The sequence below is a fragment of the Streptococcus oralis genome (genome assembly GCF_001588645.1).
In the GTDB taxonomy this organism is placed as follows: Bacteria; Bacillota; Bacilli; order Lactobacillales; family Streptococcaceae; genus Streptococcus; species Streptococcus oralis_AB.
Genome location: NZ_LAYF01000014.1, coordinates 40,721 through 60,012 on the forward strand (window position 1 = coordinate 40,721; position 19,292 = coordinate 60,012).

The window sequence follows — 19,292 nt, forward strand, 5'->3', positions numbered from 1 at the left end:
AGAGAGTAAAAAACTTTGAAAGAAAGAAAAAGATGAATTTAAAAGATTATATCGCAACGATTGAAAATTATCCCAAGGAAGGCATCACCTTCCGTGATATCAGCCCATTGATGGCAGATGGCAATGCCTATAGCTATGCTGTTCGTGAAATCGTTCAGTATGCAACTGACAAGAAAATCGACATGATTGTGGGACCAGAAGCCCGTGGTTTTATCGTTGGCTGTCCCGTTGCCTTTGAGTTGGGGATTGGATTTGCTCCTGTACGTAAACCAGGAAAATTGCCACGTGAAGTCATTTCTGCTGACTATGAAAAAGAGTACGGTATTGATACCTTGACCATGCACGCGGATGCCATCAAACCAGGTCAACGCGTTCTCATCGTAGATGACCTCTTGGCGACAGGTGGTACTGTCAAGGCAACCATTGAAATGATTGAAAGACTTGGTGGAGTTGTAGCCGGTTGTGCTTTCTTGATTGAACTTGATGAGCTTAAAGGCCGTGAAAAAATCGGTAACTACGATTACAAGGTACTTATGCATTATTAATGAAAAACAGTCCTTGGGGCTGTTTTCTCTTCATCTGCTATATAAACAAACTATAGCTAGTTAGAGAAAAACTATAATTGAAAACTATATCTTCTTGCAGTATAATAAAAGGACTAAGTGTTTGAGATTTGACTTCAAACACATTCAATTATTTCTAAAAGAGTACAGTTAGGAGAAGGTTATGCCGATTAGAATTGATAAAAAATTGCCAGCTGTTGAGATTTTACGGACAGAGAATATCTTTGTCATGGATGATCAACGTGCGGCCCACCAAGATATCCGTCCCTTGAAAATTTTGATTTTAAACCTAATGCCCAAAAAAGTGGTCACAGAGACCCAGTTGTTACGGCATTTAGCAAATACTCCTTTGCAATTGGACATAGACTTTCTCTATATGGAGAGCCACCGTTCCAAGACGACTCGTGCAGAGCATATGGAGACTTTTTATAAAACTTTTCCTGAAGTCAAGGACGAGTATTTTGATGGGATGATTATCACAGGGGCTCCGATTGAGCATTTACCATTTGAGGAAGTGGACTATTGGGAGGAATTCAGTCAGGTGCTTGAGTGGTCCAAGACCCATGTCTATTCGACCCTTCATATCTGCTGGGGTGCCCAAGCAGGTCTTTATGCTCGCTATGGAGTTGATAAACACCAGATGGAGCAGAAATTGTCAGGCATTTACCCGCAGGATACCTTGAAAGAGGGCCATCTTCTCTTTCGTGGTTTTGATGATAGCTATGTAGCTCCCCATTCTCGTTATACAGAAATCTATAAGGAAGAGATATTAGGAAAAACCAATCTGGAAATCCTCTCTGAGGGAGAACAAGTCGGCGTTTCTATTTTAGCCAGTCGGGATCTTCGTGAGATTTATAGTTTTGGTCATTTAGAATATGACCGTGATACTCTAGCAAAAGAGTATTTTCGTGATTGTGAGGCAGGACTTAATCCTCATATTCCAGAAAATTACTTCAAAAATGATGATGTGAATGAGACACCGTGTCTCTGTTGGTCTTCATCAGCTGCCCTCTTTTTCAGCAATTGGGTAAACTATGCAGTTTATCAAGAAACCCCTTTTGACTGGAGAAAGGTAGAGGATGATGCGGCTGCATTTGGATATCTATAAGAGGAATTATGACATATTTTGACGCTTTTAAATCAGGGAACTTGGTTTTGCCAAGTGCCCTGCTCTTGCATTTTAAGGAACTCTTTCCTTCCAGCGAAGATTTTCTCGTCTGGCAATTTTTCTATTTACAAAATACCACAGCCCTAGGAGATGTTTCACCTAGTCAGATTGCTGAAATCATTGGGAAAGAGGTTGCAGATGTCAACCAATCTATTTCAAATTTGACAGAAAATGGTTTGCTGCAATATCGGACCATTGAACTAAATGGGGAGATTGAGCTCATTTTTGATGCTAGTTTGGCTTTTGAACGCTTAGATAGCTTGTTGAACAGTCAGACTCCAGCTACAACAACCCCAAACCCGCAGAATCAGTTGAAGGATCTGGTTGAAACTTTTCAGCAGGAATTGGGACGCTTATTAACACCATTTGAAATCGAAGACCTTTCTAAGACTGTCAAAGAAGACGGAGTTAAGGCGGATTTGATCAAGGAAGCTCTCCGAGAAGCCGTTCTCAATGGCAAGCCAAACTGGAAATATATTCAGGCCATCCTTCGGAATTGGCGCCATGAGGGCATTCAATCTGTTGCCCAAGTAGAGGCCAAACGAGCAGAGCGAGAAGCCAACAATCCCAAACAAGTTCAGGCTTCGGCTGATTTCCTTGATGCCATGAATTTGTGGCAAGATTAGTCGCTTGAAAAATCTTGAAAATTAGAGTAAGGTTTGCAAGCTCCTTATAAATATGATAGAATAATAGTGAATAAAATGAAAAAAGAGGTATGTGAAATGTCACGTAAACCATTTATCGCTGGTAACTGGAAAATGAACAAAAATCCAGAAGAAGCAAAAGCATTCGTTGAAGCCGTTGCATCAAAACTCCCTTCATCAGACCTTGTTGAAGCAGGTATCGCAGTTCCTGCACTTGACTTGACAACTGTTCTTGCTGCTGCTAAAGGAACTAACCTTAAAGTTGCTGCTCAAAACTGCTACTTTGAAAATGCAGGTGCTTTCACTGGTGAAACAAGCCCACAAGTTTTGAAAGAAATCGGTACTGACTACGTTGTTATCGGTCACTCAGAACGTCGTGACTACTTCCATGAAACTGACGAAGATATCAACAAAAAAGCAAAAGCAATCTTTGCAAACGGTATGCTTCCAATCATCTGTTGTGGTGAGTCACTTGAAACTTACGAAGCTGGTAAAGCTGCTGAATTCGTAGGTGCTCAAGTATCTGCTGCATTGGCTGGATTGACAGCTGAACAAGTTGCTGCATCTGTTATCGCTTATGAGCCAATCTGGGCTATAGGTACAGGTAAATCAGCTTCACAAGACGACGCACAAAAAATGTGTAAAGTTGTTCGTGACGTTGTAGCTGCTGACTTCGGTCAAGAAGTTGCTGACAAAGTACGCGTTCAATACGGTGGTTCAGTTAAACCTGAAAACGTTGCTTCATACATGGCTTGCCCAGACGTTGACGGTGCCCTTGTTGGTGGTGCGTCACTTGAAGCTGAAAGCTTCTTGGCATTGCTTGACTTTGTAAAATAATCTAGGTTATTCCAGACAGTCTTCTAAGACTGTCTTTTTTTAAAGACTGTATATTTTTCTTAAATTATCAGTCAATTACAACTTTTTTAATATGGGTTAATTTTCTTGCTTTTGTCTACTAGGTGTAGTATACTGAGGTAGTAATCAATAAATATGGTTACAAAAATAATATTATGAGGTGAAAAAAATGGTTGAATTGAAAAAAGATGCATTAAAAGACGTTACAACATTATCTAAAACAGCGCCAGTAGCATTGGCAAAAACAAAAGAAGTATTGAACAAAGCAGTAGCAGACTTGTATGTGGCTCACATTGCCCTTCACCAAGTTCACTGGTATATGCGTGGTCGTGGTTTCCTCGTATGGCATCCAAAAATGGATGAATACATGGACAGCCTTGATGGTTATCTTGACGAAATCAGCGAACGTTTAATTACCCTTGGTGGCAAACCTTACTCAACTTTGACAGAATTCCTTCAACACAGTGAAATCGAAGAAGAAGAAGGAGAATTCCGTAACGTTGAAGAAAGCTTGGAACGTGTTCTAGCTATTTATCGCTACCTCATCAGTCTTTTCCAAAAGGCTTTGGATGTGACTGACGAAGAAGGCGATGATGTTACAAACGATATCTTTGTTGGGGCTAAGGCTGAACTTGAGAAAACAGTTTGGATGCTTACAGCAGAACTTGGACAAGCTCCTGGTCTGTAAGATATAGTTGCTACCCCTTTTATCATGAGGTGCTTGATAAGTACCTATGAACAATCATCTTTTAAAAGTCATGTAACTGTAAAAAGGTGCATGACTTTTTTGTTTGCTAGCCCTTAGGAATCATTGTCAAATCTAGGATTTTACGGTATAATAGTTGCTGTTCAGTAACATATGAATTTTAAAGAATAATTGTTAGTTTAAGGAGGACTTATGAACAACTTACCAAATTGCCCGAAATGTAATTCAGAATATGTCTACGAAGACGGAAGTCTCTTGGTCTGCCCAGAGTGTGCCTATGAATGGAACCCTGCAGAAGTTGCAGAAGTAGAAGAAGGTGTTGTTGCTATTGATGCCAATGGAAATAAATTGGCTGACGGCGATACTGTAACTCTTATCAAGGATTTGAAAGTAAAAGGTGCGCCAAAGGATTTGAAACAAGGAACTCGCGTTAAAAATATCCGTATCGTAGAAGGTGACCACAACATCGACTGTAAGATTGATGGTTTTGGAGCTATGAAACTCAAGTCAGAATTTGTTAAGAAAATCTAGCCATGAAACTGAATTATAAATTTATCTTTTATAGTCGTGTCCTCTTGTTCTTAGCGGCATTTACAGGAGTTTATTTGGAGATTACCAAGCACGGTGGCTTTGGTATGCTCCTTTACTACACAGTGTTGTCCAATCTTTTGGTAACGATTTTCACGGGCTATCTGCTCCGTGTGATGAGCCGTTCAGGTGAAAATTGGCAAAGTCCGACCTTGCTTCGTCTCAAGGGTGGCGTTACCATGAGTATCATGATTACCTGTGTGATTTACCATTTTATGCTTGCTCCGATTGCGACAGACTTTTACCGTGTGGAAAATTTCCTTTGCCACTATATCGTTCCACTCTGGTTTTTAGCTGACACCCTCTTCTTTGATAAACGGGGTCAATACAAGATCTGGGATCCAGTCTTGTGGACCATCTTGCCCTTGGTTTATATGATTTTTGCTTTGTTTAACGGCCTGGTCTTAAAACTCAATATTCCGAATTCCAAAGACAATCCCTTCCCTTATTTCTTTTTGAATGTGAACAAGGGTTGGGACGTGGTTATCAAATGGTGTTTGATCATTTTTGCGGCGTATATGGTTGCAGGCTTCATCTTCTATCTGATCAAGCAAATCAAGCGAAAATAGTCTTCCTATTAGGAAAGTTAGGACGGAGTCTCTAGTTCAATCGGGCTCCTTCTTTTCTTGCCATCTTCCTTTTAAAAGGATCAACAGTGAGAAATATACAGAAAGAAAATTCATGAAACAATATTTAGAACGGGCTAGCATTCTAGCCCTCTCCCTCGTTTTGATTACTTCCTTTTCCATCTCAAGTGCTCTACCAGCTATGTTTGACTACTATCAGGGCTATCCCAAAGAACAAATCGAGCTTCTCGTTAGCCTCCCTTCTTTTGGGATTATGATTATGCTAGTCTTAAATGGGGTTTTGGAACGTTTGTTGCCTGAACGTCTTCAGATTAGTCTAGGACTTCTCATCCTTTCTATCGGTGGAACTGCCCCTTTCTGGTATCAGGAGTACAACTTTGTCTTTGCGATGCGGATTTTATTTGGCTTGGGTGTTGGAATGATTAATGCCAAGGCCATTTCCATCATTAGCGAACGCTATCATGGAAAGACACGGATCCAGATGTTGGGTCTTCGCGGATCAGCAGAAGTTGTCGGGGCATCGATTTTGACTCTAGTGGTCGGTCAACTCTTATCCTTGGGATGGACAGTGACCTTCTTGGCCTACAGTGCAGGATTTTTAGTATTGATCCTTTATCTGCTCTTTGTCCCTTATGGGAAAGAAAAGAAAGAAACAAAGAAAAAAGAGGCCGAAACAACTCGTTTGACAGGACAGATGAAAGGCTTGATTTTTCTATTGGCTGTCGAAGCAGCAGTTGTTGTCTGCACCAACACAGCTATCACCATTCGTATTCCTAGTCTGATGGTGGAAAGAAGTCTAGGGGATGCCCAGTTATCGAGCTTGGTTTTAAGTATCATGCAGTTGATTGGTATCTTGGCAGGTGTGAGTTTTTCTTTCTTTATCTCTCTGTTTAAAGAAAGGTTGCTCCTTTGGTCAGGTATCACCTTTGGATTGGGGCAAATTGTGATTGCCTTGTCTCCGTCATTGGGTGTGATGGTAGTTGGAAGTGTTGTGGCAGGTTTTTCCTACAGTGTGGCCTTGACCACTGTCTTTCAGCTTCTTTCTGAAAGAATCCCAGCCAAGCTCCTTAATCAGGCAACATCTTTTGCAGTGCTAGGATGTAGCTTTGGAGCCTTCACGACACCTTTCATTCTTGGAGCGATTGGTTTGGTGACTCAAAACGGTATGTTGGTCTTCACCATTCTAGGCTGCTGGTTGATTGTCACTTCTATCTTTGTTATGTACGCACTTCAAAAGAGAGCTTAGGATTAATTTCCTAAGTTTTTCTTTCTGGAAATTTTGTACCCAGACAATTATTGGTTTTTAAACTTGTTTACACTTTTATTTCCTGATAAAATAGAAGTTATGACAAGATATAAAGCAATCATTTCCTATGATGGTTATGCCTTTGCTGGTTTTCAGCGCCAGCCTCATGCGCGGAGCGTTCAAGAGGAAATTGAGAAAACCTTAACAAGACTCAATAAGGGGCAAGCCATCGCTGTACACGGTGCTGGTAGGACGGATAGTGGGGTCCATGCTCTGGGACAGGTTATTCATTTTGATCTGCCCTATCAGATGGATGTGGAAAAACTCCGTTTTGCTCTGGATACCCAGTCACCAGAAGATATCGATGTGATTTCAATTGAGCTTGTGGCGGATGATTTTCATTGTCGTTATGCAAAACATAGCAAGACCTATGAGTTTATAGTAGATAGGGGGCGTCCTAAAAATCCCATGCGCCGTCACTATGCTACTCACTTTCCCTATCCCCTCGATGTGGAGCGGATGCAGATGGCAATCAAAAAGCTAGAGGGAACTCATGATTTCACCGGTTTTACAGCATCTGGAACCAGTGTAGAGGACAAGGTTCGGACTATTACAGAAGCCAGTCTTAGGATTGATGAGACAGGGCAGTTTTTGACCTTTACCTTTTCAGGAAATGGTTTCTTGTATAAGCAGATTCGCAATATGGTGGGGACGTTGCTCAAAATCGGAAATAATCGGATGCCAGTTGAGCAGATTGAATTGATTTTGGAGAAGAAGGACAGGCAACTTGCAGGTCCCACTGCGGCACCAAATGGCTTGTATTTGAAGGAGATTCGATATGAAGAATAATCGCATTTTAGCCCTTTCTGGGAATGATATTTTTAGTGGTGGTGGTTTGTCAGCTGATTTGGCTACCTATACCTTGAACGGCTTGCATGGCTTTGTAGCTGTCACTTGTTTGACGGCCTTGACCGAAAAGGGCTTTGAAGTCTTCCCTACGGATGATACTATTTTCCAACATGAGTTGAATAGCTTACGTGATGTCGAGTTTGCAGGAATTAAGATTGGCCTTCTTCCTACTGTCAGTGTGGCTGAGAAGGCCTTGGACTTTATCAAGCAACGTCCAGGAGTGCCTGTGGTATTGGACCCCGTTTTGGTCTGCAAGGAAACGCACGATGTAGCTGTTAGTGAACTCTGTCAAGAGTTGATTCGCTTTTTCCCTCATGTCAGTGTGATTACGCCAAATCTTCCTGAAGCAGAATTATTGGCTGATCAGGAAATTAAAACATTAGAAGACATGAAGGCTGCAGCTCAGAAATTGCATGATTTAGGAGCGCCAGCAGTTATTATCAAGGGAGGCAATCGCCTCAGTCAGGACAAGGCAGTGGATGTCTTTTATGATGGACAAACTTTCACTGTTCTAGAAAACCCAGTCATTCAAAGCCAAAATGCTGGTGCAGGTTGTACCTTTGCCTCAAGCATCGCCAGTCACTTGGTTAAAGGGGATGAACTTTTACCAGCAGTAGAGAGCTCAAAAGCTTTCGTTTACCGTGCTATTGCACAAGCAGATCAATATGGAGTAAGACAATATGAAGCAAACCAAAACAACTAAAATCGCCCTTGTATCTCTTTTAACCGCCCTTTCAGTAGTCCTAGGTTATTACTTGAAAATTGGAACGCCAACAGGAATATTGACTCTCTTGGACGCAGGTATTTTCTTTACTGCTTTTTACTTTGGCAGTAAAGAAGGAGCTGTCGTTGGAGGACTAGCAGGATTCCTAATTGACCTTCTATCAGGCTATCCACAGTGGATGTTTTTTAGCTTGATAAATCATGGCTTGCAAGGATTTTTTGCAGGTTTTAAAGGGAAGTGGCAATGGCTAGGCCTTGTCTTGGCTACTATCGTCATGGTAAGTGGCTACGCCCTAGGTTCTACCCTGATGAATGGCTGGTCAGCAGCCTTACCAGAAATCCTTCCAAACTTCCTGCAAAATACCTTGGGAATGGTTGTGGGGTTTGTAGTCTTTCAGAGCGTCAAGAAGATAAAATAAAAAAGTCAGCTTCAATAGCTGACTTTTTGCTTGTCTATATTTAATCAAAATAAAGCAAATCTTTGCTGGTGCTTGTAAAGAGGTCAAAGCCATCTTTGGTAACAACACCGCAGTCTTCGATACGAACACCGACTTTACCAGGGATATAGATACCAGGTTCAACAGAGAAACACATGCCTTCTTCGATGACCATGTCGTTTCCTTCCATGATAGAAGGGAATTCGTGGACATCCATACCGATACCGTGACCGAGACGGTGGTTGAAGTACTCACCATAACCGGCTTTTTCGATGACTTCACGAGCGGCGCGGTCTACTTCATGAGCAGTCACACCAGGTTTGATAAAGTCAAGGGCAGCTTGTTGGGCTTCAAGGGTCAAGTTGTAAATATCTTTTTTGAATTGGTCTGGTTTGCCGACAGCGACTGTACGAGTCATATCTGATGCATAGCCATTGACCATAACACCCAGGTCAAAGAGGAGAAGGGCGTCTTTTTCGACCTTGTTTGCACCAGGAATTCCGTGTGGATTTGCAGCGTTATCGCCAGTCAAGACCATGGTATCAAAACTCATTTCATAGCCTTCACGCTTCATGGCAAAGTCGATTTGTGCAATGATATCTGTCTCAGTCTTATCAAGAGAAATATTATCAAAACCAACTTTGACCGCCTTGTCGGCATAGAGACCTGCAACCATCATTTTTTGGACTTCGTCAGCTGATTTGATGAGGCGCATGAGTTGGATGCGAGGAGTGAGGTTTTCAAACTCAGCAGTCTCAAAGACTGTTTTCAAACCATGATACTTGGTTAAGATGAGGTTGTCAAACTCAACAGCAACACGTTTGAAGTCGTGCTGCGGCAAAGCGTTTTTGATTTTATGCCATGGATTTTCAGAATCCACATAGCCCACAACTGGGAAAGAGACAGTGCTGCTTGCACGCTCAACCTCAAGGGCTGGGACAAAGAGGAGAGGTTCCTGATCTGCTAGAACAAAGAGGAACATTTGGCGTTCATGGGGATCACTGTAAAAGCCAGTGAGGTAATTAATAGTGACGGGGTCAGATACGACAGCGACGTCTAGTTTTTCTGATTCAAGATATGTTACGATTTGTTGTAATTTAGACATATGCTACCTTCTTTCTACCCCTCTATTTTGGCAAAAAAAGAGAGAAAATGCAAGGGAGAAGGGTAAAAGAACAGACAAAAAGAACTCCGGTAAGATAGCAGAGTTCTTTGATATAGTTTTCTTAATTTAAGAAAAGTCTGCCTTGCTTTTGACGTCGCTGTATTCTTCAGAGATTTCTTGACTGAGGATGTCCTCATAGGCAGGGAGTTGGATATCCTGACCGTATTTCTTCTTAAGGGCAGTAGTGACAAGGCGATAAGCCAGATTGGCATTACGAGAGAGGATAGGTCCGTGGAAGTAGGAACCAAAGACGTTCTTATAATGAACCCCTTCGCCGACCTTTTCTTCGTTGTTTCCATTTCCATAGACAACCTGTCCCAGTGGTTTTTGGTCATCTGAGAGGAAGGTGCGACCTTGGTGATTTTCAAATCCATAGTAGGTTTCATCGAAGTCTTCATTGTGAATCTTGATGTCACCGATAAAGCGATTATTGGTCTGGTTGAGGGTGTAGTGGCCCATGACACCGAGTCCTTCGATGCGTTTGCCTGAAGCTTCAATATAATATTGCCCCAATAGTTGGAAACCACCGCAGATAGCGAGAACCACACCGTCATTTTGGATGTAGTTGTCAATGCTCTCTTTTTTGGCAGGTAGGTCGCTTGCGATGATGCTTTGTTCAAAGTCTTGACCACCACCGAAAAAGGTGATATCGTAGTGGTTTTCATCAAAGTCATCATGGAGAGAAACGATGTCAACCGTCACATGAGCCCCCAATTTTTCAGCCACATACTTGAGCATAAGGATGTTTCCATTGTCCCCGTAGGTATTCATGAGGTTTCCATAGAGGTGGGCGATGTTGAGCTGATAAGGGTAGTTGCCAGCTTTTGAGGAAAGTGAAGTATAAACCATCAGTTCATCTCCTTTCTGACAATCTGACGACTAGCCAGCAGTTCGCGGAATTCTAGCATAGCAGTATAGGTAGCCAGAATATAGGCATGTTTGCAGTCTTGGTTCTCGATGGTTTTGAGAACTTGCTCCAGATTGCTTGTCTCAGTGATTTTATCAGCTGGATAGCCCGTCACTCGTAGACGGCGTGCAATTTCAGAATGACGAACACCGCCAGCGTTGATTTCAGGAATGTCCATGTCAGTGATTTGTTCAAAGTCCGCATCCCAGATCCAGCTAGTATCTATTCCATCTGCATAGTTGGCGTTGAGAAGGACAGATAGGCTAAATGGATAAGGCGCTAGTTTGATCATCTCGATAGCTTGAGTTGCACCGACTGGATTTTTAATCAAGACGAGGGTACATTCTTTATCACCAATATGGAAGGTTTCCTGACGACCAAAGACAGCACGACTCTTATCAAATCCTTGCTTGATCCGTTGCGAATCTGCGCCAAGGAAACGGGCGATGGCAACTGCAGCTAGCGCATTGTAGATGTTGTAAAGTCCACCGATTTGGATGCCGTATTCTTGTCCATCAATGACAAAGCGAGAGCGATTGTTGGTCAACTCAACCAGTTCTGTCAAACGATAGTCTAGATCAGGTCGTTTGCAGCCACAATTTTCGCAGATATAGGCACCCAAGTTGGCATAGGTATTGTGCTCATATTTGAGGATGCCTTGACAGTCAGGGCAGAGAATACCTTCGGTATTGTAGTGAGCCAGTTGGGCTGGCCCTTTTTCCAAGTCAAAACCAAAATACTCTACAGGATTTGGAATAGCTGGCTTGTAAAAAAGCGGACTGTCACCATTGAGGAGAACAGTAGCCGTAGGCACCTTACGGATGGCATCTAAGATCATGTTATAAGTTGTGTAAATTTCACCGTAGCGGTCCATCTGGTCACGGAAGATATTAGTGATGACAAAAAGACTAGGATGGATGTAGTCACAGATACGAGATAGACTGGCCTCGTCAATTTCTAGGACTGCAATTTTTTTTCCAGTTTTTGAAGATTTTGCAGTCAAGAAGGTTGTTGTAATCCCCGTAATCATGTTGGCACCACTAGGATTGGTCAGAACCTGACCATAGACCTCTTTTAAAATACCGACAGTGAGGGCAGTTGTCAGGGTTTTCCCGTTGGTTCCAGTGACCACGACAATCTCGTAGTTCTTAGCTAGATGTTGTAAAATATCTTTATCAAATTGAAGGGCGAGTTTTCCTGGGAGCGTACTTCCGCGGCCAAGACGGCTTAAAACGAAGTGGGAAGAACGCCCAGCTAGGAGGCCCAAAGTAGTTTTTAATTTCATGTTTCTATTATATCATAAAAGAGGGAAAAGACAGTTTTGAGATTTCGCAGAAACAAAAACAGCCCAAAGAGGGCTGTTAGCTAACAAATCAGTCTCAACTTAAATTGCAAATAAGTCATTCAAGTTCTCAGCCAAGGTTGGGTGAGTGAAGATTTGTTTTGTGAAGTAAGTGTAAGGAATCTTGTTGTCCATAGCAACAGTGATGATGTTGATGATTTCTTGAGAACCTTCTGAGAAGATACTTGCTCCAAGAATTTCTTTTGTTTCAGTATTGACAACTGCTTTGAAGGCACCGCGAAGATCTCCATTTACGTGACCACGAGGCATGGCAGCGACAGGGATTTCCTTCACTGCGTATGGAAGTTTCAAATCAGCTGCTTGGCTTTCAGTCAAACCAACTTGTGAAAGTGCAGGTGTGATGAACATAGTGTTTGGTACATTGAGACGGTCTTCAAGTGTGTAGCTGCCATCTCCAACAAGGTAGCTGTAGACAACACGGAAGTCATCAAGTGAGATGTAGGTGAATTGAGGTCCACCGTTGACGTCTCCAACTGCAAAGACACCAGGAACGTTTGTTTGACAATGCTTGTCTACTTTGATAGCACCACGCTCAGTTAATTCAATATCGGTATTCTCAAGTTGAAGTGGTTCTACGTTTGGTTTACGTCCAGTTGCGTAGAGAAGAGCATCGAAACGGTAAGTCTCATTTTCAGTTACGACGAGAACTTGGTCACCGTCGTTTTTAATTTCAGTAGTACGGATATTTTGAAGCAATTCAATACCGTCTTCTTCCATGTATTGTTTAGCAAGAGCTGCGATGGAAGGTTCTGCACGAGGTAGGAAAGTATCCAAGGCATCTAGGACTGTAACTTTGCTTCCAAGTTTGTTGTAAAGACCTGCAAATTCAAGACCGATATTTCCGCCACCAAGGACACCAAGTTTTTCAGGCAATTTATTCAAGTTTTGAATACCAGTCGAGTCAAAGACATTCTTACTTGTAGCAAGTCCAGGGATTGGCAAGACGTTTGAAACGGCACCGGTATTGATAACGATAGTTTCAGCAGTCAGTTCTTGTTTTTCATCACCAGCTTGGATTTCGATGACTTTGTTTGAAAGGAAGTGAGCTTCCGCATCAAAGATATCCACACCTGTACCAGCAACAGTAGCATAGTTTTTACCATTGAGGCGACTAGTGATAGTATTTTTGGTAGCAATGACTTCTTCAAAAGACAAATCTTTCTCAGCAGCAACTAGCAAGGTTTTAGTTGGGATACAACCGATGTTGATACAAGTTCCACCATACATAGCTTTGCTACGTTCAACGAGGGCAACTTTTTTGCCAGCTGAAGCCAATTTACCAGCTAGTGTTTTCCCAGCTTTACCAAATCCAATAACGATTAAATCATATGTTAACATTTATAGTCCTCCTATTCGATTTTCATTCTAGCATAAGAAAACACTTTTTGCACAAATCTGCTACGGGAAATGAAGTGAGTTTGAAATGCTCCCTTCAAATCCTTTGAAAAACCAGTTTCGGGCTACTTTACTGCTAGAAAATCGTTTACATGATTTTCCCAAAGGATTCTACTATCTTTTGCTTCTCTCTTGTGTTATACTAGATAGGTTGCAAAGAAACTAGTACTTTTCTTTTGTGGAAAAGAAGCAACACAGTATCTCATTTTTGTTGAAGATACGTCATGAAAAGAAAAGTATAAACTACGCGCTATAGGGTGGCTTCGCACCACCTTTAGAAAGAAGAATAACGTGAAATTTAATGAATTTAACTTGTCTGCTGAATTGCTAGCAGAGATTGAAAAAGCTGGATTTGTAGAAGCCAGTCCCATCCAAGAACAGACCATTCCCTTGGCTCTCGAAGGAAAAGACGTTATCGGTCAAGCTCAGACTGGTACAGGGAAAACCGCGGCCTTTGGGTTGCCAACCCTTGAAAAAATCCGTACAGAAGAAGCGACCATCCAAGCCTTGGTTATCGCTCCAACTCGTGAACTCGCTGTCCAAAGCCAAGAAGAACTCTTCCGCTTTGGCCGTAGCAAAGGAGTGAAAGTTCGCTCAGTTTACGGTGGTTCCAGCATTGAAAAACAAATCAAGGCCCTTAAATCTGGTGCTCACATCGTGGTAGGAACACCAGGCCGTCTCTTGGACTTGATTAAACGCAAGGCCTTGAAATTACAAGATATTGAAACGCTTATCCTTGACGAAGCGGATGAAATGCTCAACATGGGCTTCCTTGAAGACATTGAAGCCATCATTTCCCGTGTCCCTGAAAATCGTCAAACCTTGCTCTTTTCAGCAACCATGCCAGATGCTATCAAACGTATCGGTGTTCAGTTTATGAAGGACCCTGAGCATGTCAAGATTGCTGCCAAGGAATTGACAACAGAGCTGGTTGATCAGTACTATATCCGTGTCAAGGAACAAGAGAAATTTGATACCATGACGCGTCTCATGGACGTGGAACAACCAGAACTTGCTATTGTATTTGGTCGTACTAAACGCCGTGTAGATGAATTGACTCGTGGTCTTAAGATCCGTGGCTTCCGTGCAGAAGGAATTCATGGTGACTTAGACCAAAACAAACGTCTTCGCGTCCTTCGTGATTTTAAAAATGGGAATCTTGATGTTCTAGTTGCGACTGACGTGGCAGCACGTGGTTTGGATATCTCAGGTGTGACCCATGTCTACAACTACGATATTCCACAAGACCCTGAAAGTTACGTTCACCGTATCGGTCGTACAGGTCGTGCTGGTAAGTCAGGTCAATCTATTACTTTCGTAGCACCAAATGAAATGGGTTACCTTCAAATCATCGAAAACTTGACTAAGAAACGCATGAAAGGCTTGAAACCAGCAACAGCAGAAGAAGCCTTCCAAGCTAAGAAACAAGTAGCGCTCAAGAAAATCGAACGAGACTTCGCAGACGAAGCAATTCGTGGGAACTTTGAGAAATTTGCTAAAGATGCTCGTAAGTTAGCTGCTGAATTTAGTCCAGAAGAATTGGCTATGTATATCTTGAGCCTGACAGTCCAAGATCCAGACAGCCTTCCTGAAGTGGAGATTGCGCGTGAAAAACCACTGCCATTTAAACCATCAAGTAATGGCTTTGGTGGCAAAGGTAAGGGAGGTCGAGGAGGCCGTCGTGGAGACGACCGTCGAGATCGTGATCGCCGTGGCAATGGTCGCCGTGATGACTTCAAGAAAGGCAGTCGTGGAAACGACCGTTTTGATAAAGACAGACGTTACCGTAACAAAGACAATAAAAAACCTCGCAACACTTCAAGCGAAAAGAAGACCGGCTTTGTTATTCGTAACAAAGGAGACAAATAGAAAAAAGCGATTCACACTGTGAATCGCTTTTATATATAAGGAGACCGATAGTAAAAGAAGATGGTGATAGTAAAGGATAGGTGAAACGGAAAGGGATTTATCATGTCATCTTCTTATAATGTTATAATATCAAAAATAAAATAGGATGTCAATAAAAAAATCGCTTTTTTTCTAAAATATTTTTGCTGTTCAAAATTGCAATTAAATAAGCAATTTTCAGATAATTATTGAAATAAAGACTTTTCTATGTTATAATGGAAGCGATTATATGCGAGGTAAAAAATGGCACATTTATTAGAAAAAACAAGAAAAATCACGTCTATTCTAAAGCGCTCTGAGGAGCAACTCCAAGATGAACTTCCTTACAATGCGATCACACGCCAGTTAGCTGATATTATTGATTGTAACGCTTGTATTGTGAATAACAAGGGACGTCTCTTAGGCTACTTTATGCGTTATAAGACCAATAATGACCGTGTAGAACAATTCTTCCAAACCAAAACCTTCCCTGAGGTCTATGTACAAGGCGCAAACATGATTTATGATACGGAAGCCAATCTTCCTGTTGAACATGATTTGACTATTTTCCCTGTAGAGAGCCGTGCGGACTTTCCAGATGGTTTGACGACCATAGCTCCGATTCATGTATCAGGGATTCGCCTAGGTTCGTTGATCATTTGGCGCAATGACAAGAAATTTGAAGATGAAGATTTGATTCTTGTCGAGATTGCGAGCACGGTTGTGGGAATTCAACTATTGAACTTTCAACGTGAAGAAGATGAGAAAAATATTCGCCGTCGTACGGCTGTTACCATGGCGGTCAACACCCTTTCCTATTCAGAACTGCGTGCCGTATCAGCTATTTTAGCTGAATTGGATGGAAATGAAGGGCAGCTGACTGCGTCTGTCATTGCAGACCGTATTGGCATTACACGCTCAGTGATTGTCAATGCGCTTCGTAAATTGGAGTCTGCGGGAATTATTGAGAGTCGCTCATTAGGAATGAAGGGGACTTATCTCAAAGTTCTAATTGGTGATATTTTTGAGGAAGTGAAAAAGAGGGACTACTAATGGCAAAAGCTTTAATCTCGATTGACTATACAGAGGATTTCGTAGCAGACCATGGAAAGCTAACTGCTGGCGCACCCGCTCAAGCAATATCAAAAGCCATTGATCAGGCAACCAGATTAGCTTTTGATCGTGGAGACTATGTCTTTTTCACCATTGATGCTCATGAGGAGAAGGATACATTCCACCCAGAAAGCAAGCTCTTTCCACCACACAACATCATCGGAACTAGTGGGCGTAACCTTTATGGCCCCCTAGCTGACTTTTATGCTGAGCATGAGGCGGATAGTCGCGTCTTTTGGATGGACAAGCGTCACTATTCAGCATTTTCAGGAACGGACTTAGATATCCGTTTGCGGGAACGTCGGGTTGATACTGTTATCTTAACAGGTGTTTTGACGGATATTTGTGTTCTTCATACGGCTATTGATGCCTATAATTTAGGTTATCAAATCGAGATTGTCAAGCCTGCAGTTGCCTCTATTTGGCCAGAAAATCATCAGTTTGCTCTTGGGCATTTTAAGAACACATTGGGAGCAAAATTACTGGATGAAAACCTTGCTGAAATTGAACAATAAGACTGTTGGAAAAATGAAAAAAATCTGAAAAAAGTGTTGACAAAGATTTTGAAAGTTGATATACTAGTAAAGTAATCGACGCGGGGATGGCGGAATTGGCAGACGCGCAGGACTAAGGATCCTGTGACCGCTTTAGGTCGTGAGGGTTCAAGTCCCTCTCTCCGCATAGGGTAAGAGTTAGCTTTAGCTAGCTCTTTTTGTTTTTACAAAGAAGACTAGAGGCCACGTTTCGTATATCGAAAAATATTGGCATCAAGAGCAGTCATTGTAACAGAACATTTAAACTGAGTTTTCCATTTCATCCTATTAAGAATTTCTTCAAACACAAGTCAGAAAATGAAGGACTTAGGAGATGGAAAAATACTAATCAGAAAGATGTGACTATCATTTTTAAAATGAAGTAGATTTTTGATTGGTACTATACATCCTTATATAAGAAGGAAAGTTAGCAGTTGCTAGCTTTCTTCATTTTTTCAAAAAATAAATCAAATATTTTTTCGATTTCATAAACATTTCATATTTGGATTTTATAATAGTCTTACAAATATGGAGGTGACAAATGAATCCAATCCAAAGAGCTTGGGCTTATGTCAGCAGAAAACGACTGAGAAGTTTTATTTTATTTCTGATTTTATTTGTTCTTTTAGCAGGAATTTCAGCCTGTTTGACGCTGATGAAGTCCAACAAAACAGTAGAAAGCAATCTTTACAAATCTCTTAATACCTCTTTTTCTATTAAGAAGATAGAGAATGGTCAGACCTTCAAGTTATCGGACCTAGCATCAGTTAGCAAGATTAAGGGACTGGAAAATGTCTCTCCTGAACTCGAGACGGTCGCAAAACTAAAAGACAAGGAAGCAGTGAGTGGTGAGCAGAGCGTCGAACGTGATGACTTGTCAGCTGCGGACAAGAATTTGGTTAGCTTAACGGCTCTTGAGGATTCATCCAAGGATGTTACCTTCACCAGCTCAGCTTTCAATCTAAAAGAAGGCCGACACCTTCAAAAAGGGGATTCCAAGAAAATCCTGATCCACGAAGAGTTGGCTAAGAAGAACGGTCTTTCGCTTCATGACAAGATTCGCTTGGATGCTGGACAGTCAGAATCTGGAAAAGGTCAAACAGTTGAATTTGAAATTGTCGGCATCTTTTCTGGTAAAAAACAAGAGAAATTTACAGGCTTGTCTTCTGACTTCAGTGAAAACCAAGTCTTTACAGACTATGAAAGTAGCCAAACCCTTTTGGGAAATAGTGAACCTCAAGTTAGTGCAGCGCGCTTCTATGTAGAAAATCCTAAGGAAATGGACGGACTCATGAAGCAGGTGGAAAACTTGGTCTTGGAAAATCAAGGCTATCAAGTCGAAAAGGAAAACAAGGCATTTGAACAGATCAAAGACTCAGTTGCAACCTTCCAAACCTTCCTAACTATCTTTCTTTATGGAATGTTGATAGCTGGAGCTGGAGCCTTAATCTTGGTCTTGTCTCTCTGGTTGAGAGAAAGGGTCTACGAAGTAGGGATTTTACTGGCACTTGGAAAAGGAAAGAGCTCAATCTTCCTACAGTTCTGTTTAGAGGTGGTGTTGGTATCTCTTGGAGCTTTGCTTCCATCCTTTATTGCTGGGAAAGCCATTACATCCTATCTGCTACAAACTGTACTAGTAAGTGGAGATCAGGCAAGCTTACAAGACACACTAGCTAAAGCAAGCAGTCTATCAACCAGTCTCCTATCCTTTGCAGAATCCTATGTCTTTCTGCTCTTGATTGGTTGCTTGTCCGTAGCTCTTTGTTTCCTATTCTTATTTAGAAAATCACCTAAGGAAATTTTATCATCTATTAGTTAAGAAGGAGAAATCATGACTTTATTACAATTGCAAGATGTTACCTACCGTTATAAGAACACTGCTGAGGCAGTTTTATATCAGATCAAGTATAATTTTGAACCCGGAAAGTTTTATAGTATCATTGGTGAGTCAGGAGCAGGAAAATCCACTCTCTTGTCCCTGCTTGCTGGTCTAGATAGTCCTGTTGAAGGTTCTATCCTTTTCCAAGGAGAGGACATTCGGAATAAGGGATATTCTTACCATCGCATGCACCATATTTCTCTAGTCTTTCAAAATTATAACTTGATAGATTATCTTTCTCCACTGGAAAATATCCGCTTGGTCAACAAAAAAGCCAGCAAGGATACTCTTCTTGAACTTGGTTTGGATGAAAGTCAGATCAAGCGGAACGTTCTCCAGTTATCAGGTGGTCAACAGCAACGTGTTGCTATTGCTCGCAGTTTGGTATCAGAAGCTCCAGTTATTCTAGCTGATGAGCCAACAGGAAATCTGGACCCTAAAACTGCTGGAGATATTATCGAACTCCTCAAGTCACTTGCTGAGAAAACAGGTAAATGTGTGATCGTCGTTACGCACAGTAAAGAAGTGGCGCAAGCGTCAGATATTACACTTGAATTGAAGAATAAGAAACTGACTGAAACTCGCAATACTACAAAATAAGATGAGCTTGTTTTGATAGAATTA

General features: G+C 41.7%; 20 protein-coding genes and 1 tRNA gene. 17 read left to right on the forward strand and 4 right to left on the reverse strand.

Translation table 11 applies throughout. From position 1 onward, the window contains the following. Positions 1–32 precede the first annotated feature (32 nt). The 11 genes from A0739_RS08655 (at position 33) to A0739_RS08705 (ending at position 8,408) form a co-directional block, all read left to right on the forward strand. A complete protein-coding gene (locus A0739_RS08655; RefSeq protein ID WP_061587700.1) occupies positions 33–545 on the forward strand; it encodes an adenine phosphoribosyltransferase in 513 nt (170 codons plus the stop codon). 181 nt (positions 546–726) lie between these two features. After that, positions 727–1,671: a homoserine O-acetyltransferase MetA gene (gene metA, locus A0739_RS08660; protein WP_001122696.1), complete on the forward strand. Its 945-nt coding sequence runs from the start codon at positions 727–729 to the stop codon at positions 1,669–1,671. Between the two features lie 8 nt (positions 1,672–1,679). Further along, on the forward strand, positions 1,680–2,357 hold the full coding sequence (locus tag A0739_RS08665; protein ID WP_061587701.1) for a DnaD domain-containing protein: 678 nt from the start codon (positions 1,680–1,682) through the stop codon (positions 2,355–2,357). 96 nt (positions 2,358–2,453) lie between these two features. After that, complete coding sequence (gene tpiA, locus A0739_RS08670) at positions 2,454–3,212, forward strand: triose-phosphate isomerase (protein WP_049490291.1); 759 nt, start codon at positions 2,454–2,456, stop codon at positions 3,210–3,212. A 187-nt stretch (positions 3,213–3,399) separates the two neighbouring features. Next, the gene (locus A0739_RS08675; RefSeq protein ID WP_061587702.1) at positions 3,400–3,918 is read left to right on the forward strand and encodes a Dps family protein; all 519 of its coding nucleotides are present in this window, start codon (positions 3,400–3,402) and stop codon (positions 3,916–3,918) included. A gap of 210 nt (positions 3,919–4,128) precedes the next feature. Next, positions 4,129–4,467 (forward strand): zinc ribbon domain-containing protein YjdM, encoded by a 339-nt coding sequence (locus A0739_RS08680; RefSeq protein WP_001061600.1) that lies wholly within the window; start codon positions 4,129–4,131, stop codon positions 4,465–4,467. A 2-nt stretch (positions 4,468–4,469) separates the two neighbouring features. Next, the gene (locus A0739_RS08685; protein WP_000775204.1) at positions 4,470–5,093 is read left to right on the forward strand and encodes a Pr6Pr family membrane protein; all 624 of its coding nucleotides are present in this window, start codon (positions 4,470–4,472) and stop codon (positions 5,091–5,093) included. 112 nt (positions 5,094–5,205) lie between these two features. Then, the gene (locus A0739_RS08690; RefSeq protein WP_061587703.1) at positions 5,206–6,357 is read left to right on the forward strand and encodes an MFS transporter; all 1,152 of its coding nucleotides are present in this window, start codon (positions 5,206–5,208) and stop codon (positions 6,355–6,357) included. Positions 6,358–6,456: 99 nt separating this feature from the next. After that, positions 6,457–7,206, forward strand: coding sequence for a tRNA pseudouridine(38-40) synthase TruA (truA, locus tag A0739_RS08695; RefSeq protein ID WP_061587704.1), 750 nt, complete (start codon positions 6,457–6,459; stop codon positions 7,204–7,206). Next, positions 7,196–7,969: a bifunctional hydroxymethylpyrimidine kinase/phosphomethylpyrimidine kinase gene (locus tag A0739_RS08700; protein ID WP_061587705.1), complete on the forward strand. Its 774-nt coding sequence runs from the start codon at positions 7,196–7,198 to the stop codon at positions 7,967–7,969. The genes truA and A0739_RS08700 overlap by 11 nt, the downstream gene beginning before the upstream one ends. Beyond that, entirely contained in the window at positions 7,947–8,408 is a 462-nt protein-coding gene (locus A0739_RS08705) for an ECF transporter S component (RefSeq protein ID WP_061587706.1), read from the forward strand. The genes A0739_RS08700 and A0739_RS08705 overlap by 23 nt, the downstream gene beginning before the upstream one ends. Before the next feature lie 40 nt (positions 8,409–8,448). Here A0739_RS08705 and A0739_RS08710 read toward each other — a convergent pair whose 3' ends face one another. From A0739_RS08710 to A0739_RS08725, 4 genes are all read right to left on the reverse strand, one after another. Further along, positions 8,449–9,531 (reverse strand): M24 family metallopeptidase, encoded by a 1,083-nt coding sequence (locus A0739_RS08710; RefSeq protein WP_061587707.1) that lies wholly within the window; start codon positions 9,529–9,531, stop codon positions 8,449–8,451. A 126-nt stretch (positions 9,532–9,657) separates the two neighbouring features. Continuing rightward, positions 9,658–10,440, reverse strand: coding sequence for a lipid II isoglutaminyl synthase subunit GatD (gene gatD / locus A0739_RS08715; RefSeq protein WP_061587708.1), 783 nt, complete (start codon positions 10,438–10,440; stop codon positions 9,658–9,660). Next, positions 10,440–11,783, reverse strand: a complete 1,344-nt coding sequence (gene murT, locus A0739_RS08720) for a lipid II isoglutaminyl synthase subunit MurT (RefSeq protein ID WP_061587709.1) — start codon at positions 11,781–11,783, stop codon at positions 10,440–10,442. Before murT ends, gatD begins: the two co-directional genes overlap by 1 nt. Positions 11,784–11,882: 99 nt before the next feature. Further along, positions 11,883–13,199, reverse strand: coding sequence for an FAD-containing oxidoreductase (locus tag A0739_RS08725; RefSeq protein ID WP_061587710.1), 1,317 nt, complete (start codon positions 13,197–13,199; stop codon positions 11,883–11,885). 348 nt (positions 13,200–13,547) lie between these two features. Between A0739_RS08725 and A0739_RS08730 the strand changes: the two genes are divergently transcribed. The 6 genes from A0739_RS08730 to vex2 all read left to right on the forward strand — a co-directional run bounded on the left by A0739_RS08730 (position 13,548) and on the right by vex2 (position 19,268). Continuing rightward, complete coding sequence (locus tag A0739_RS08730; protein WP_061587711.1) at positions 13,548–15,125, forward strand: DEAD/DEAH box helicase; 1,578 nt, start codon at positions 13,548–13,550, stop codon at positions 15,123–15,125. A gap of 282 nt (positions 15,126–15,407) precedes the next feature. Beyond that, the gene (gene codY, locus A0739_RS08735) at positions 15,408–16,196 is read left to right on the forward strand and encodes a GTP-sensing pleiotropic transcriptional regulator CodY (RefSeq protein ID WP_000940725.1); all 789 of its coding nucleotides are present in this window, start codon (positions 15,408–15,410) and stop codon (positions 16,194–16,196) included. Continuing rightward, positions 16,196–16,771: a cysteine hydrolase family protein gene (locus A0739_RS08740; protein WP_001029649.1), complete on the forward strand. Its 576-nt coding sequence runs from the start codon at positions 16,196–16,198 to the stop codon at positions 16,769–16,771. Before codY ends, A0739_RS08740 begins: the two co-directional genes overlap by 1 nt. 80 nt (positions 16,772–16,851) lie before the next feature. After that, positions 16,852–16,937, forward strand: a tRNA-Leu gene (locus A0739_RS08745). A gap of 393 nt (positions 16,938–17,330) precedes the next feature. Then, on the forward strand, positions 17,331–18,608 hold the full coding sequence (locus A0739_RS08750; protein ID WP_061587712.1) for an ABC transporter permease: 1,278 nt from the start codon (positions 17,331–17,333) through the stop codon (positions 18,606–18,608). 12 nt (positions 18,609–18,620) lie between these two features. Further along, a complete protein-coding gene (gene vex2, locus A0739_RS08755; RefSeq protein WP_000173736.1) occupies positions 18,621–19,268 on the forward strand; it encodes an ABC transporter ATP-binding subunit Vex2 in 648 nt (215 codons plus the stop codon). The last annotated feature ends 24 nt before the right edge of the window (positions 19,269–19,292 follow it).